The organism is Metapseudomonas otitidis (genome assembly GCF_900111835.1).
Lineage (GTDB): Bacteria > Pseudomonadota > Gammaproteobacteria > Pseudomonadales > Pseudomonadaceae > Metapseudomonas > Metapseudomonas otitidis.
This window is the reverse complement of record NZ_FOJP01000012.1, coordinates 113,811-127,570: the sequence shown is the minus strand read 5'-3', so window position 1 is coordinate 127,570 and position 13,760 is coordinate 113,811. Positions and strand designations below refer to the sequence as shown.

Annotated in this window: 16 protein-coding genes; 9 read left to right on the top strand and 7 right to left on the bottom strand. The window is 68.6% G+C overall.

Features of this window, described 5'->3' with window-relative positions:
• The first annotated feature begins 450 nt into the window (after positions 1–450).
• The 6 genes from BM198_RS16800 to BM198_RS16775 all read left to right on the top strand — a co-directional run bounded on the left by BM198_RS16800 (position 451) and on the right by BM198_RS16775 (position 6,844).
• Positions 451–1,500: a putative 2-aminoethylphosphonate ABC transporter ATP-binding protein gene (locus tag BM198_RS16800; protein WP_074971433.1), complete on the top strand. Its 1,050-nt coding sequence runs from the start codon at positions 451–453 to the stop codon at positions 1,498–1,500.
• The gene (locus tag BM198_RS16795; protein WP_074971432.1) at positions 1,500–3,212 is read left to right on the top strand and encodes a putative 2-aminoethylphosphonate ABC transporter permease subunit; all 1,713 of its coding nucleotides are present in this window, start codon (positions 1,500–1,502) and stop codon (positions 3,210–3,212) included. Before BM198_RS16800 ends, BM198_RS16795 begins: the two co-directional genes overlap by 1 nt.
• Positions 3,213–3,227: 15 nt before the next feature.
• Positions 3,228–4,055, top strand: coding sequence for a phosphonoacetaldehyde hydrolase (gene phnX, locus BM198_RS16790; protein ID WP_074971431.1), 828 nt, complete (start codon positions 3,228–3,230; stop codon positions 4,053–4,055).
• A gap of 48 nt (positions 4,056–4,103) precedes the next feature.
• Entirely contained in the window at positions 4,104–5,123 is a 1,020-nt protein-coding gene (locus BM198_RS16785) for a putative 2-aminoethylphosphonate ABC transporter substrate-binding protein (protein ID WP_074971430.1), read from the top strand.
• Positions 5,124–5,153: 30 nt separating this feature from the next.
• Complete coding sequence (locus tag BM198_RS16780; RefSeq protein ID WP_083422405.1) at positions 5,154–5,609, top strand: lysozyme inhibitor LprI family protein; 456 nt, start codon at positions 5,154–5,156, stop codon at positions 5,607–5,609.
• A 104-nt stretch (positions 5,610–5,713) separates the two neighbouring features.
• Positions 5,714–6,844, top strand: a complete 1,131-nt coding sequence (locus BM198_RS16775) for a TIGR03364 family FAD-dependent oxidoreductase (protein WP_074971429.1) — start codon at positions 5,714–5,716, stop codon at positions 6,842–6,844.
• A gap of 211 nt (positions 6,845–7,055) precedes the next feature.
• Here BM198_RS16775 and BM198_RS16770 read toward each other — a convergent pair whose 3' ends face one another.
• The 4 genes from BM198_RS16770 to BM198_RS16755 are packed head-to-tail and all read right to left on the bottom strand — an operon-like array spanning position 7,056 to position 10,661.
• The gene (locus BM198_RS16770; RefSeq protein ID WP_074971428.1) at positions 7,056–8,135 is read right to left on the bottom strand and encodes an ABC transporter permease; all 1,080 of its coding nucleotides are present in this window, start codon (positions 8,133–8,135) and stop codon (positions 7,056–7,058) included.
• Positions 8,132–9,079, bottom strand: a complete 948-nt coding sequence (locus BM198_RS16765) for an ABC transporter ATP-binding protein (RefSeq protein ID WP_197939518.1) — start codon at positions 9,077–9,079, stop codon at positions 8,132–8,134. Before BM198_RS16765 ends, BM198_RS16770 begins: the two co-directional genes overlap by 4 nt.
• Entirely contained in the window at positions 9,076–10,026 is a 951-nt protein-coding gene (locus BM198_RS16760) for an HlyD family secretion protein (RefSeq protein ID WP_074971427.1), read from the bottom strand. Before BM198_RS16760 ends, BM198_RS16765 begins: the two co-directional genes overlap by 4 nt.
• Positions 10,023–10,661 (bottom strand): TetR/AcrR family transcriptional regulator, encoded by a 639-nt coding sequence (locus BM198_RS16755; RefSeq protein ID WP_074971426.1) that lies wholly within the window; start codon positions 10,659–10,661, stop codon positions 10,023–10,025. The genes BM198_RS16760 and BM198_RS16755 overlap by 4 nt, the downstream gene beginning before the upstream one ends.
• A gap of 145 nt (positions 10,662–10,806) precedes the next feature.
• Here BM198_RS16755 and BM198_RS16750 point away from each other — a divergent pair, with 145 nt between their 5' ends.
• Positions 10,807–11,034 carry a hypothetical protein gene (locus BM198_RS16750; protein WP_074971425.1) on the top strand — a complete coding sequence of 76 codons (228 nt, stop codon included), beginning with the start codon at positions 10,807–10,809 and terminating at the stop codon, positions 11,032–11,034.
• A 60-nt stretch (positions 11,035–11,094) separates the two neighbouring features.
• Here BM198_RS16750 and BM198_RS16745 read toward each other — a convergent pair whose 3' ends face one another.
• The 3 genes from BM198_RS16745 to BM198_RS16735 form a co-directional block, all read right to left on the bottom strand.
• On the bottom strand, positions 11,095–11,313 hold the full coding sequence (locus BM198_RS16745) for a DUF2188 domain-containing protein (protein ID WP_044403112.1): 219 nt from the start codon (positions 11,311–11,313) through the stop codon (positions 11,095–11,097).
• Between the two features lie 115 nt (positions 11,314–11,428).
• Positions 11,429–11,653 carry a hypothetical protein gene (locus tag BM198_RS16740; protein WP_044403109.1) on the bottom strand — a complete coding sequence of 75 codons (225 nt, stop codon included), beginning with the start codon at positions 11,651–11,653 and terminating at the stop codon, positions 11,429–11,431.
• A 62-nt stretch (positions 11,654–11,715) separates the two neighbouring features.
• Positions 11,716–12,060: a hypothetical protein gene (locus tag BM198_RS16735; protein WP_139233643.1), complete on the bottom strand. Its 345-nt coding sequence runs from the start codon at positions 12,058–12,060 to the stop codon at positions 11,716–11,718.
• 436 nt (positions 12,061–12,496) lie between these two features.
• On the opposite strand from BM198_RS16735, the gene BM198_RS16730 reads away from it, so the two are divergent.
• Together BM198_RS16730 and BM198_RS16725 are read left to right on the top strand one after the other, a co-directional pair.
• Positions 12,497–12,799: a hypothetical protein gene (locus BM198_RS16730; protein WP_074971423.1), complete on the top strand. Its 303-nt coding sequence runs from the start codon at positions 12,497–12,499 to the stop codon at positions 12,797–12,799.
• A 164-nt stretch (positions 12,800–12,963) separates the two neighbouring features.
• Complete coding sequence (locus BM198_RS16725; protein ID WP_074971422.1) at positions 12,964–13,662, top strand: hypothetical protein; 699 nt, start codon at positions 12,964–12,966, stop codon at positions 13,660–13,662.
• Positions 13,663–13,760: the final 98 nt, after the last annotated feature.

Below are 13,760 nucleotides of genomic sequence, written 5' to 3'. Positions count from 1 at the left end.
CGATGATAGGAGCGCGCGGGGTGGACGAGCGCGCCACCTGGCTCAGCAGCGCCGCCAGCTGAGTGGCGTTGGCACCGTCGCCGGAGGCGATTGCCAACTGGTCTGTCAGGGCCTCGGCCAGGATCTGGGCGGGTGGGTGCTGCAGCCACCCAGTCCGAGAGCCATGACGGCCAGCGCCAGGGCAACGGTGCGATGGGGGCGGGGGCGGTGTTCGTTCGGCATGCTGAGTCTCCTTCTCCATGGATCGATAGGCCCTGAAGCCTGTCCCGGCGCGGCTGCGCCGGCCGCTGCGCACACTACCCGAGCGCTGGCCTATACCAAATCCGCCAATGCCACTATCGGTGGGCTTGGGGTTATCGCCACATGGATTTCGCATTTGCTCCCTAGCATCAGCCTCGTCGAGCCGTACCGCGCTTCCTGCGGTGCGCCAGTGTTCTGCGAGGTCCTGTCATGTCCGCCACCCCCTATTTGCAGGCTTGCGAAGTGCGCAAGCGCTTCGGCAGCTTCACCGCCCTGGACGGGGTGTCCCTGGACATCGCCGAAGGCGAGCTGGTGTGCCTGCTGGGCCCCTCCGGCTGTGGCAAGACCACGCTGCTGCGCTGCATCGCCGGGCTGGAGCGGCAGGATGCCGGCGTGCTGCACATGGGCGGGCGGGACATCTCCCACCTGCCGCCCCAGGCCCGTGACTACGGCATCCTGTTCCAGTCCTATGCGCTGTTCCCCAACCTCAGCGTCGAGCAGAACATCGCCTACGGCCTCACCGGTGCCAGCCGTGAAGAAGCCCGCCAGCGCGTGGCGCAGATGCTCGAACTGGTGGGCCTGACCGGCAGCGAGAAGAAGTACCCCGGCCAGCTGTCCGGCGGCCAGCAGCAGCGCGTGGCCCTGGCCCGTGCCCTGGCGCCGTCGCCGTCGCTGCTGTTGCTGGACGAGCCCATGTCGGCGCTGGACGCCCGCGTCCGCGAGCACCTGTGCACCGAGCTGCGCCAGCTGCAGAAGCGCCTGGGCATCACCACCCTGATGGTCACCCACAACCAGGACGAGGCCATGCTCATGGCCGACCGCATCGCGGTGATGAACCACGGCCGGGTCGAGCAGTACGACACCCCCGAGGCCATCTACCGGCGCCCGGCCACGCCTTTCGTCGCCAGCTTCGTCGGCCAGGGTAACTGGCTGCCGTTCGAGGGCCGCGACGGGCGCCACGCGCGGGTCGGCGACCTGCGCCTGTGCCTGCCCGAGCAGGCGGGCGAGGGCGCCAGTGGCCAGCTGTTCTGCCGCCCCGAGGCCATCGCCGTGGAGCCCGGCCAGGACGACGACAACCGCTTCCGCGCCCAGGTGCGCGAGATCACCTTCCTCGGCAACCGCTGCCGGGTCAGCTTCGAGCTGGACGCCTTGCCCGGGCACCCGCTGCTGGCCGAGCTGGACCCGGCGCAGATGCCGCGCCTCGGCGGGCCGGACATCTGGGTGGCGCTGCCGTCCCGCAGCCTGCAGGTGTTCGCCTGATGGAGCGCACCCTGGCCCTGCCGCAGAGCGCCCGACGTCGCCCGGGCGACTTGGGGGACCGCCTGTTCATCCAGGGCGGCAAGTGCCTGTTCCTGGCCTTCCTCGCCGTCGCCGTGGTGTTGCCCCTGGCGGCCATCTTCTGGCGCGGCTTCAGCGGTGAAGCCGGGCAGGGCGGTGGCCTGGTGGCCGCCCGCGAGCTGCTGGCCAGCGCCAACTTCCACTGGCTGCTGGGCAACAGCCTCAAGGTCTCCCTCAGCGTCGCCGCCCTGGTGGTGCCGGTGGCCTACCTGTTCGCCTACGCCCTGACCCGCACGCTGATCCCGGCCAAGGGGCTGTGGCGCGGCATCTCCCTGTTGCCGCTGCTGGCGCCATCGATGCTGCCGGGCATCGCGCTGATCTACCTGTTCGGCAACCAGGGCCTGTTGCGTGGCTGGCTGCCGGACAACATCTACGGCTTCTGGGGCATCGTCCTGGGCGAGGCCATCTACACCTTCCCCCATGCGCTGATGATCCTCATCTCGGCGCTGTCCCTGGCCGACGGCCGCCTGTTCGACGCCGCCTCCAGCATGGGCGCCGGGCCCTGGAAGGCCTTCCGTAGCATCACCTGGCCGGCCACGCGCCAGGCCGTGTTCGCCGCCTTCTGCCTGGTGTTCACCCTGACCATCACCGACTTCGGCGTGCCGGTGGTGGTGGGCGGCGACTACCAGGTGCTGGCCCTGGAGGCCTACAAGGCGGTGGTGGGGCAGCAGCAGTTCGGTCGTGGTGCGCTGATCGGCATGGTGCTGCTGCTGCCGGCGCTGCTCAGCTTCGGCGTCGATGCCTGGCTGCGCCGGCGCCAGAACGATGCCATGAGCGGCCGCGCCCAGGTCCACCAGCCCAAGCCCTCGCGCCTGCGGGATGCCGGCTTCCTCGCCCTGGTGCTGCTGGTCTGCGCCGTGCTGCTGGGGGTGCTGGGCATGGCGGTGTACTCCTCGCTGGTGAAGTTCTGGCCCTACAACCTGTCGCTGTCCCTGCGTCACTACGCCTTCGAGGAAACCGCCGGCGGCGGCTGGCTGGCGTACCGCAACAGCCTGACCCTGGCGACCTGCACCGCGCTGTTCGGCGGCGCGCTGATCTTCACCGGCGCCTGGCTGATGGAGAAGACCCACGGCCAGCGCGCCCTGAACCAGGTGCTGCGCCTGCTCAGCTTCGTGCCCATGGCGGTGCCCGGGCTGGTGCTGGGCCTGGGCTACGTCTTCTTCTTCAACCTGCCGGCCAACCCGCTGCACGGCCTCTACGGCAGCATGACGCTGCTGGTGGTGTGCTCCATCGCGCACTTCCTCACCACCGCGCAGATGACCGCCAGCACCGCGCTGCGCCAGCTCGACGGCGAGTTCGAGGCCGCCGCGCTGTCGCTGAAGATGCCGCTGTACCGCCACTACCTGAAGGTAACGGTGCCCATCTGCCTGCCGGCGCTGCTGGACATCGTCCGCTACCTGTTCGTCTCGGCCATGACCACCGTGTCCGCCGCGATCTTCCTCTACAGCCCGGACAGCGTGCTCGCCGCCGTCGCCGTGCTGAACATGGACGACGCCGGCAACGTCGGCGGCGCGGCCGCCATGTCCACCCTGATCCTGCTCACCTCGGCCGCCGTCTCGCTGCTGCTGGCCGGGGCCTCGCGCGGCCTGCTGCGCCGCTCCCAGGCCTGGCGCCAGACCGCGCCCGGCCACTGATCCACGGAGATCCCCATGCATTACCAGACCCCCACGCACCTGCAGGCCGCCATCCTCGACTGGGCCGGCACCGTGGTCGACTTCGGCTCCTTCGCCCCCACGCGGATCTTCGTTGAGGCCTTCGCCAGCTTCGACGTCGAGATCAGCCTTGAGGAAGCGCGCGGCCCCATGGGCATGGGCAAGTGGGACCACATCCGCACCCTGTGCGACGTGCCGGCCATCGCCGCGCGCTTCGAGCGCCGCTTCGGCCGGCTGCCCACGGACGCGGACGTCACCGCGATCTACGAGCGCTTCATGCCGCTGCAGATCGCCAAGGTCGGCGAGCACTCGGCGCTGATCCCCGGCGCCCTGGATGCCATCGCCGCCCTGCGCCAGCGCGGCCTGAAGATCGGCACCTGCTCCGGCTACCCCAGGGTGGTGATGGACAAGGTGGTGGAGCTGGCCGCCCAGGCCGGCTACCGCCCGGACCACGTGGTCGCCACCGACGAGGTGCCCAGGGGCCGCCCGAGCCCGGCCCAGGCGCTGGCCAACGTCATCGCCCTCGGCCTCGACGACGTGGCCGCCTGCGTGAAGGTGGACGACACCGAGCCCGGCATCCTCGAAGGCCGCAGCGCCGGCATGTGGACCGTGGCGCTGCGCTTCTCCGGCAACTTCCTCGGCCTCGACTTCGCCGCCTACCAGGCCCTGCCGGCCGCGCGCCTGGCCGAGGAGCGTGCCCGTATCGATGCGCTGTTCGCGCCAAGCCGCCCGCATTACCTGATCGACACGATCGCCGACCTGCCGGCGGTGATCGACCTGATCAACGCCCGCCTGGCGCGCGGCGAAACCCCTGCCAACGCATAACCACAGCAAGCCAAACCTGACCCCAGCACACCAACCAAGGAGCTTCACATGTTCAAGCGTCTCGCCTTCGCTGCCGCCGTTGTCGCAGGCTTCGCCCTGCAGGCCCAGGCCGCCACCGAGCTGACCGTCTACACCGCCCTGGAGGCCGAGCAGCTGGCGGCCTACAAGAAGGCCTTCGAGAAGGAAAACCCGGACATCGAGATCAAGTGGGTGCGCGACTCCACCGGCATCATCACCGCCAAGCTGCTGGCCGAGAAGGAGCGCCCCCAGGCTGACGCCGTGTGGGGCCTGGCGGCCTCCAGCCTGGCCATCCTCGACCAACAGGGCATGCTCGAGCACTACGCGCCCAAGCACCTGGATGCCATCGGCGCCAACTACCGCGACGCCGCCAACCCGCCGGCCTGGGTGGGCATGGACGTGTGGGCCGCCACCATCTGCTTCAACACCGTCGAAGCCGAGAAGCAGGGCCTGACCAAGCCCGGCAGCTGGGAAGACCTGACCAAGCCCGAGTACAAGGGCAAGATCGTCATGCCCAACCCGGCGTCCTCCGGCACCGGCTTCCTCGACGTCAGCGCATGGCTGCAGACCTTCGGCGAGAAACAAGGCTGGGCCTACATGGATGCGCTGCACCAGAACATCGGCCAGTACGTCCACTCCGGCTCCAAGCCGTGCAAGCTGGCCGCCGCCGGCGAATTCCCCATCGGCATCTCCTTCGAATACCCGGCCGTGCAACTGAAGCGTCAGGGCGCGCCGCTGGACATCGTCCTGCCGAAGGAAGGCCTGGGCTGGGAAATCGAAGCCACCGGCGTGATCAAGGGCACCGACAAGCTCGACGCCGCCAAGAAGCTCGCCGACTTCTCCGCCAGCCCCGCCGCCATGGAGCTGTACAAGGAGAACTTCGCCGTCCTCGCCCAGCCCGGCATCGCCAAGCCGCAGACCGAACTGCCTGCCGACTACGAGCAGCGCCTGATCAAGAACGACTTCGCGTGGGCCTCGAAGAACCGCGACTCGATCCTCGCCGAATGGCGCAAGCGCTACGACGGCAAGTCGGAGAAGCTGCCGCAATAAGCGCCCGTCCACTCCAGGGAGGTTCATGTGATGCGCCCGGTCATGCTGTTCGGCTTCACCTCACTGCTGGTCCTTGCGCTGCCCTGCGGGGCGGCTGAGGAGGGCGCTGTGCCCAGCCAGCGCCAGCTGCGCGAAGCCTGCAGCATGAGCGGTTCGCAAGCGGACCTGAACGCCTGCCTGCGCGAGAAGCTGGGCCACAGCCAGCATGCCGTCGAACGAGCCGAGTCGGCCCTGTTCGCGGCGTTCGAGCAGTGGGACGAATCCGCTGAACAGGTCCGCACCGGTCAAGGCCGCGCACGTGCCGCCCGCCAATCATTCATCGAGTACCGGGAGCGGCAATGTGCCCTGGCCACGTCGGTCGGCGGCGGTGCCGTCGGCCATGCGCTGGAGACCCGACGCCTGGCCTGTACTGCCGAACTGAACTACCAGCGCGCGCAGCAACTGGAAGCGCTGGCCCTGGAGCTGCGGGCGAGGCCGTCTTCCTGACGGGGTTATGCCCGAACGGACCCGATGATCCCGTGTCGTCATGTGCCTGTCCCACTCATGGGGCCGGCACATGACGGTCACACCTGACCCATAGGATTCCCGCAATGCCCATCCACGACACCGATATCGCCATCGTCGGCGCCGGCATCCTCGGCCTGTCCCACGCCTATGCCGCTGCCCGGCGCGGCCTGCGGGTGACGGTTTTCGAACGCAGCGAGCAGCCCCTGGGCGCCTCGGTGCGCAACTTCGGCCAGGCGCTGATCACCGGCCAGGCGCCAGGCCCGATGCTGGAACTGGCCCGCGAGGCCCGCCCGATCTGGGCGCACCTGGCCGAGTCGGCCGGCTTCCACATCCGCCGTCAGGGCTCGCTGCTGTTCGCCCGCGACGAAGCCGAAGAACAGGTGCTCGACGCCTTCTGTGCCGGCCGCGCGCGGGAGCACGGCTACACCGTCGAGCTGCTGCGCGGCAAACGCCTGGCAGCGCTGTACGACGGCCGCTTCGCCCACCACCGCGCTGCGTTGCACGGTGCCGATGACCAGCAGCTGTACTCCCGCGAGGCGCTGCCGGCCCTGGTGGCCTACCTGCGTGACCAGATGGGCGTGACCTTCCACTTCTCCACCCTGGTGCGCGACGTCGAGCCCCAGCGTGTGCACACCAGCGCTGGCAGCTGCCGCGCCGAGCAGATCATCGTCTGCTCCGGCCATGACTACCTGACCCTGCTGGCCGAGCCCATGGCCGCCCTGCAGCCCCAGGTGTGTCGCCTGCAGATGCTACGGGTGCGCCCGGCCCGCGCCATCGGCCTCGACCATGCCGTGCTGACCGGCCTGAGCTGCACCCACTACGGCGCCTTCGCCGACCTGCCCGAAGCCATCGCCCTGCGCGAACAGGTCCAGGCCCGCCGGCCGGAACTGATCGAACACGGCATCCACCTGCTGGTCAGCCCCACGCCCCACGGCGACCTGATCGTCGGCGACTCCCACGACTACGGCCGCGATGCCTCGCCATTCAACGCCGAAGCGGTGGACAACCTCATGCTGGGTCTGGCCGAGCACACCCTCGGCGAGCGCCTGCAGGTGGTGGAGCGTTGGCAGGGCGTGTACGGCGCCCGTGGCCCGGCGCCGTTCAGCGTCATCCAGCCCGAGCCGGGCATCACGGCGGTGCTGATGCATACCGGCCTGGGCATGAGCATCGGTCCGGCGCTGGGTGAGCGCACCGTGGCGTCGTTGTTGGGGTGAGCCCTGTAGGAGCGAGCTTTGCTCGCGAAGCGTTTGCGCTGGTGGGCTGAAGCCCACCCTACGGCAACCCCGTAGCCCGGGCTGAAGCCCGGGAGCGGTCCCCACCTCATTCCCGGGCTGAAGCCCGGGCTACGTCTGCATCGGAGCGGTGCCGATGGGCTGAAGCCCACCCTGCGGGGTGATGCTTGTTTACGGGGCCACGCCAGCTGCCCTAGTCCAGGCGCTTGCTCACCCGTTTCACCGCCACCCCCAACACCACCAGGTTGAACACCAGCAGTGCGACGATCTCCGGCCACAGGTCCATCAGGCTGGCGCTGCGCAGCATGATGCCGCGCGCCAGGCGCAGGAAGTGGGTGAGGGGCATCAGCTCGGCGATCCACTGGGCGAGGCGCGGCATGCCGGCGAAGGGGAACATGAAGCCGGAAAGCAGGATCTGCGGCAGGAAGATGAAGAAGGCCATCTGCATGGCCTGGAACTGGCTGCGGGCGAGGGTGGAGATGAACACCCCAAGGCTCAGGCTGGCGAACACGAACACCAGCGAGGCGCCATAGAGCGCCAGCAGCGAGCCGCGCACCGGCACCTCGAACAGCCAGCGCCCCACCAGCAGGATCACCGTCACCTGCAGCAGGCCGATGCCGACGAAGGGCAGTACCTTGCCCAGGGTCAGCTCCCAGGGTGAAACCGGGGTGGTGATCAGCAGTTCCATGTTGCCCCGTTCCCGCTCGCGGACCAGGGCGATGGCGGTGAACAGCACCATGGTCATGGTGAGGATCACCCCGATCAGCCCCGGCACCGTGTTCAGCGGCGCCAGACGTTCGGGGTTGTAGAGGTTCACCACCTCCACACCGGTGGCGCGGGGCCAGCCGGGCAGCGGGTAGGCGGCCAGTTGGCGGGCGGAGGCCTGTACCACCTGGTCAGAACCGTCCACCACCAGTTGCAGGGGCGGGCGGTCGCGCCGTTGCAGGCGTGCCTCGAAGTCCCGGGGGATCACCAGGGCCGCGCTGATCACGCCTTCGGCGAACAGCTGGTCGAGCTGCTGCGCCGTGGCCAGGTGGTAGCGGAAGTCCAGCACCTGGCTGGCGCCCAGCTCGGCGATCACTTCCCGTGAGCGGGCGCTGTCGGCCTGGTCCAGCACGGCGGCGTGGAGGTTGCGCACGTCCATGTTGATGGCGTAGCCGAACAACACCAGCTGCAGGATGGGGATGCCGACGATCATGGCGAAGGTCAGCCGGTCGCGGCGCAGCTGGCGCAGCTCCTTGAGCACGATGGCCCCGAGCCGGCGCAGGTTCATGGGCGGGCCTCGGCATGGGTGGTGGGACGCTGGGTGACGGTGACGAACACGTCCTCCAGGTTGGCGTCGGTGTCGCGCACGTCGGCCTCGATGCCGGCCTTTTCCAGCAGCCGGACGACGCAGTCACGGGCATCAGCCGCAGCGCTGAGCACCCGCAGGCTGGCGCCGATCTGTGCCAGGGCCAGCACCTCCGGCTGCCCTTGCAGCGCGCGCTGGGCCTGGCGGGGCTGGGCGCACTCCACCAGCAGCGGCCGGCCGGGCAGGGCATCCATCAGCTCGGCGGGGCTGCCGTCGGCCACCAGACGACCGGCGTCGAGGATGCCCAGGCGGGTGCAACGCTCGGCTTCGTCCATGTAGTGAGTCGACACCAGCAGGGTGGTGCCGGCCTCGGCCAGTTCGAACAGCGAATCCCAGAATTCCCGGCGCGATTGCGGGTCGACGGCGCTGGTGGGCTCGTCCAGCAACAGCAGGTCGGGCTTGTGCAGCACCGCCCCGGCCAGGGCCAGGCGCTGCTTCTGGCCGCCGCTGAGGGTGCCGGCCAGTTGCCGGCGGCGGTCGCCGAGCCAGTAGCGCTCCAGCAGTTCGTCGATGCGCCGGCGTGCGTGGGCGCGGTCCAGCCCCTGGACGGCGGCGAGGAAGTCCAGGTTCTCGGCGACGGTCAGGTCTTCGTAGAGGGAGAACTTCTGCGTCATGTAGCCGATGCGCCGCTTGAGGGCCTCGGCGTCCTCGGGGATGCGGCAGCCGAGTACCTCGATCTCCCCGGCGCTGGGCAGCAGCAGCCCGCAGAGCATGCGGATGGTGGTTGACTTGCCGCAGCCGTTGGGGCCGAGGAAGCCGAACACTTCGGCGCGGTTTACCTGCAGGTCGAGGTTGTCCACGGCGGTCAGCTCGCCGAAGCGCTTGGTCAGGCCCTGGGCGTGGATGACCGCTTCGCTGCCGTTCATGGCGCGCTCCAGTGGGCCTGCAGGGGCAGGCCGGCCGGCAGGCGGCGGGCGTCATCGCCCTGCAGCAGCAGCTCGGCACGGTAGGCGAGGCGGCTGGCGTCGTCGCCGGTGAGGGCGTAGTAGGGCGTGAAGGCGGCTTCGCTGACGATGCGGCGGACCTGGGCGTCGAAGGGGGTGGCGATACCCTCCACCTGCACCTGCAAGTGGTCGCCGATGGCCAGGCGCGGGCGTTGGGAGGCGGGCACGTAGACCCGCGCGTAGGGCGCCTCGCCCACCAGCAGGCTGGCCAGTTCGGCACCGGCCGGGGGCTGGTCGCCGGGCTTGTAGGGCAGGGCGTCCACACGGGCATCGCGCGGGGCGCGCAGGGTCAGGCGCTCGCGGGTGATGCGCAGCTGGGCGACGCGGCCCTCCGCCGCCTGCACCTGGGCTTCGGCCTGGTGCAGCTGTTCCGGGCGGGTGCCGTTGAGCAGCTCGCGCAACTGGGCGTTGGCGCTGTTCACACTGGCGCGGGCCTGGTCGCGGGCGGCGCGGGCGCGGTCGAGGTCGGCGATGGCCACCTGGCGGCGTTCGTAGAGGGCGGCGATGCGGGTGAAGCTGCGCTCGGCGTCGGTCAGCTCGGCCTGGTAGCGGGCCAGGCTGGCACGGGCCGCGTCGATGGTTTCGTCCCGGGAGCCGTTGCGCAGCTCGTCGAGGCGGGCACGGGCGGCGGCCAGGTCGCCCTCCGCTTCGGCCAGGCGGGCATCGGTGCGGCGCGGGTCGAGTTCCAGCAGCACCTGGCCGGCGCTGACCTGTTCGCCTTCGGCCACGTGCCAGGCCAGGATCGGCTCGGAGGCCTCGGCAGGTACGGCGATGCGGTCCCATTCCAGGGTGCCGAGCAGCTGCGGCGGTGCGGGCTTGCAGGCGGCCAGCAGGGCCAGACCGAGCAGGAGGAGCGGGCGGGTGTTCATGGGCGCATCTCCAGGCCCCGTTCCAGCAGGGCCAGTACGTGGTTGACCAGGGCCTCGTCGTCGAGGTCGTCACTGGCGAAGATGCCGCGCCAGAGCGAGCCGGCGGCGTAGGGCAGCATCACCAGGCCGAGCAGCGAGACCACCAGCAGGCGCGGGTCCAGGTCCGGGTTGAGGTGGCCTTCGCTGCGGGCTTCGGCGAAGCGCCGGGCCAGTTGAACCGGCAGCAGCGGGGCGAAGCGGGTCAGCACCACCCCGCGCAGGGCGCCGCCTTCGCAGAGCACCTCGCGCACCCACAACGGCGGCAGCCAGGGATGCTGCGAGAGGGTCGCGCTGAGCCCGCGAACGAAGGCCCGGACCAGTTCGCGGGGTTCGTTCCCGGGCGTCGCCAGGCGTTGCACCATGCCCATCAGCAGGGGCTGCAGGCGTTCCTCCACCACCGCGTCCAGCAGGCGTTCGCGATTGCCGAAGTGGTAGTTGAGCAGCGCCGGGGTCACGCCCGCGTGCTCGGCAATGTCCCGCAGGCGGGTGGCCTGCACGCCCGCCTGGGCGAAGCACTGGATGGCGCTGTCGAGCAGGCGCTCGCGCAGGTCGGGGGCATCTCCGCTGGGGCGTCCGGGGGTACGGTTGCGGGTCATGGGGCAGGCTCCGGGGGCGAATGGGCTTAATTAAATCCTGATTTAAATAATTCGCAAGCCGGTTGATGCGCGTATTCGAGGGGGAACTCGGGACGGGCTGGGTCAGTCAGCTCTGGGGAGACCCATCGAGAGGGGAGAACCGGCCATGACGCTCTGGATCATCAGCTACCACAAGGACAACAACACCTCGACGCTTGAGCTGGAGGCGCCCGAGCGGCCGACGCCGGAGCAGGCGTGCGCGGCGGTGCTGGATTGGGCGGAGGATCATCTGCCGGCAGGGGAATACGCCGGCAGCGAGGCGCCGAGCCGGGAGCCGGCGATGCGCCTGCTCAAGCGCTATGGCGTGACCATCACGGGGATCGCGGCTCGCTAGCAGGTGGCGGCGGGCCACACGGACGCCCCTTGCCCCGGCATGCCGGGGCAAGGAGCGGGTTCAGGCGCGGGACGGACGACGGGGCGGGGGGTAGCTCAGTTCCTGCTCGACGGTGCCGTCCTCGCTGTGGATCAGCACCGTGCCGGCGCGCTTTTCCATGAAGGCCTCGATGGCCTCCAGCAGCCGCTCCCGTTCGGCAGCGGTCTTCGACGGGCGGGTCGCGCCTTCCTTGCGCAGCTCCCAGCCCTTGTCCGTTGGGGTGATGTGGTAGCAGCCCATGCAACTCTCCTGGTGCTCGTATTAGTGTTTCCGGACTACGCGCCCCTCCTTGGGCATTGACTACCGGCGCTCATAAGAGTCGCCGGAAGTTCCCGGGTTCCATGCGCAATGCGACTCAGCGCTTGCGGCGAATGCGTCCGCGTTCCACTTCGCGGGCGTGGCGGTGCAGGTGGTGTGCATCCGCCGATAGCGTGCGGGCAGTCTTCACCAGCACTTCGGCCAATTGCGGGTCCTCCAGCTGCCGGGCGGCGCTTTCCAGGGTGATGCAGGCCATTCGGTTGTTCAGCGAGGCGTCCTTCAGGACGCAGCGCAGCCGCTCGTTGGTCCGGTTGAGCGCCATCGGGTGTGCTCCTGCTCGTCGTGGCCGCGCACGCTGCGGGTGGGCGCGGCATCCACCGGTGTTCAGAACTCTTCGGGCCCGCCGCTGCCATCGTCCAGCGGGGCTTCCAGCATCCGCTCCAGTTCGCCGATGAGCTGCGCGCCCAGGGTTTCGAACTGCGCCCGGTCGGCCCAGCGCCGGGGAATCAGCCCGGCGACGATGGACACCTGGCCGGTGCGCAGGTCCCGGGCCGAGACCACCACGTCGTCGTCGCGGATGCGGACCACGCACAGGTGGTGGTCCAGGTGTTCATCCAGGCGTCGCTGGAGTTCTTCTTCCGTGGGTTGGTAGCTCATCGGCGCCTGTTCCAGAAAGAAGCCCGGCGCATGCCGCCAGCGACCGGGCTCGAAGGGAGTCGTGTGAGTCATGGCTTGAGAGCCTGGACGGGGCACGGGAGTTCAGCTTTTTTTGCCGGCAAAATCCTTTGGCATCAGAAGGATGCCGTCGGGACGTCAAGTGGATTGGCGAAGCGAGGCGATGCCTGGCGGCCATGCAGAATGCCCGGACCGTGCACATTGCCCGTGCAATTTGCAGGGGGCGCGAGCGTGTTCGGCGGCGCCGGATGATTGATTTGGCATCAAGGTGCCACTGATTAGGTGGACAGGCCTTCTACTGGCACCGGGCTCGCATCGATTAACGCCATGGAAAGCTGGACTGGCATGGAACTGGCTATGGCCTGCTCCACGCACGGGGTGCGCGCCCGGTTACGTACACCGATGGCCGGCGCCCAGGACCGGCCCTGCGCATGCCGTGAATGATTCCCCATGCCTGCTCCCAGGCAGGCCGAGCACAAGGAGATGCCCGATGACCCAGACCCTGTCCCACAAGCAGATCGACCACTGGCTGGCCCAGTCCATTCCGGGGTGCCGGGTTGAAAGCCGTGCCGACGGCGATGGCACCTTCAGCCTGTTCATGTACAACTCGGCCACCCAGGAATCCTTCAAGGTCAGCGCCCTGAAACCGCAGGACTACCCCGACTCCCGCGCGCTGCGTCGCCTGGGCAAGCAGGTGTTCGAGGACATGGTGCTGCTGCAGGCCGGCTGCGGCGGCCGCCGTCTCACCCGGCTCGCCAACGCACAACAGGCCGAGATCCGCCAGGCGGTCTGACCGTCGTTGCGCATCCGCCGGGGCCGTTCGTGCCCCGGCACTTACTGCCCTGGCCGGCGGCGTCCCGTTCCTACGCGGTAATAGGACGCCATCCAGAACATCGTCCCTCATCTTCAACCTGCCCCGGCCGACCTTGATGGGAATACCCAAAAGGAGAGGTCGCCATGGAAATCAACAGCAGCCTGCCGCTCTGGACCACCCGCTCGGACACCCGCCTCGCTGAAGTCGCCAAGGCGGCAGAGTCGACGCGCACGGTGGCCACACCTCAGGAGCGGCCGCAGGAGGATCTGGACAGCTTTATCGAGGCGCGGACCTATGACCGGCTGGGGCAATTGCCTTCAGGCCCGAACATCGCCAGCGATTTCGAGATCTGGATATCGGAGCAGGTGAAGCGTCCACCCAAGGAGAATGCCCGTCCGCTGGAGCAGATCGACGCAGAACTCAATATGGCCCATGCAGGGTTTCAGGAGATCTACGGCAAGATGCTGCGGGAGTTGTCAGGGCGGGAGCCAGTCATGCCTGACGGCATGGTGGGAATATCGGTGGATGGCGAGGGGAAGATCATCGTACGTAACCACAACGGTCTGCTGCGGGATGATGTGGCGCAACGCCTGTCGTTACGGATGAATGCTTCTGAGGAGTTGCTGCGATATGCCAACCGCTATGTGGAACTGGCAATTGAGCGCGTTGAATCAGATATGAACGTGGAGCCTGACGGGCTTGGGCGTTATCACCTGGACAAAAGTAATTTCGCGGATGCGTTCAAGGCCATGGAGTTCAACAGCTTGCTTGGTCACCTCTCTCACTTTGGGGTTGTTCGCTATGGGCATTGGACCGAGCGCAAGGTTTATCTACCAGAGTGATGCCTTGTCACCGGTCATATAGCCCATTCCCTTCCTTGAAACAGATTATTCGAGGCCTGTTTGCACTCAGCTTCAACCCGCTCCGGCTGACCTTGAAG

Excerpts from the sequence above, each read along its gene's own strand:
- BM198_RS16780 (WP_083422405.1), top strand. The coding sequence starts at position 5,154 with ATGCGCCCGGTCATGCTGTTCGGCTTCACCTCACTGCTGGTCCTTGCG.
- BM198_RS16775 (WP_074971429.1), top strand. The coding sequence starts at position 5,714 with ATGCCCATCCACGACACCGATATCGCCATCGTCGGCGCCGGCATCCTC.
- BM198_RS16800 (WP_074971433.1), top strand. The coding sequence starts at position 451 with ATGTCCGCCACCCCCTATTTGCAGGCTTGCGAAGTGCGCAAGCGCTTC.
- BM198_RS16745 (WP_044403112.1), bottom strand. The coding sequence starts at position 11,313 with ATGGGCTGCTACCACATCACCCCAACGGACAAGGGCTGGGAGCTGCGC.
- BM198_RS16785 (WP_074971430.1), top strand. The coding sequence starts at position 4,104 with ATGTTCAAGCGTCTCGCCTTCGCTGCCGCCGTTGTCGCAGGCTTCGCC.
- BM198_RS16740 (WP_044403109.1), bottom strand. The coding sequence starts at position 11,653 with ATGGCGCTCAACCGGACCAACGAGCGGCTGCGCTGCGTCCTGAAGGAC.
- BM198_RS16755 (WP_074971426.1), bottom strand. The coding sequence starts at position 10,661 with ATGACCCGCAACCGTACCCCCGGACGCCCCAGCGGAGATGCCCCCGAC.
- BM198_RS16770 (WP_074971428.1), bottom strand. The coding sequence starts at position 8,135 with ATGAACCTGCGCCGGCTCGGGGCCATCGTGCTCAAGGAGCTGCGCCAG.
- BM198_RS16730 (WP_074971423.1), top strand. The coding sequence starts at position 12,497 with ATGACCCAGACCCTGTCCCACAAGCAGATCGACCACTGGCTGGCCCAG.
- BM198_RS16760 (WP_074971427.1), bottom strand. The coding sequence starts at position 10,026 with ATGAACACCCGCCCGCTCCTCCTGCTCGGTCTGGCCCTGCTGGCCGCC.
- BM198_RS16795 (WP_074971432.1), top strand. The coding sequence starts at position 1,500 with ATGGAGCGCACCCTGGCCCTGCCGCAGAGCGCCCGACGTCGCCCGGGC.
- phnX (WP_074971431.1), top strand. The coding sequence starts at position 3,228 with ATGCATTACCAGACCCCCACGCACCTGCAGGCCGCCATCCTCGACTGG.
- BM198_RS16765 (WP_197939518.1), bottom strand. The coding sequence starts at position 9,079 with ATGAACGGCAGCGAAGCGGTCATCCACGCCCAGGGCCTGACCAAGCGC.
- BM198_RS16725 (WP_074971422.1), top strand. The coding sequence starts at position 12,964 with ATGGAAATCAACAGCAGCCTGCCGCTCTGGACCACCCGCTCGGACACC.
- BM198_RS16750 (WP_074971425.1), top strand. The coding sequence starts at position 10,807 with ATGACGCTCTGGATCATCAGCTACCACAAGGACAACAACACCTCGACG.
- BM198_RS16735 (WP_139233643.1), bottom strand. The coding sequence starts at position 12,060 with ATGACTCACACGACTCCCTTCGAGCCCGGTCGCTGGCGGCATGCGCCG.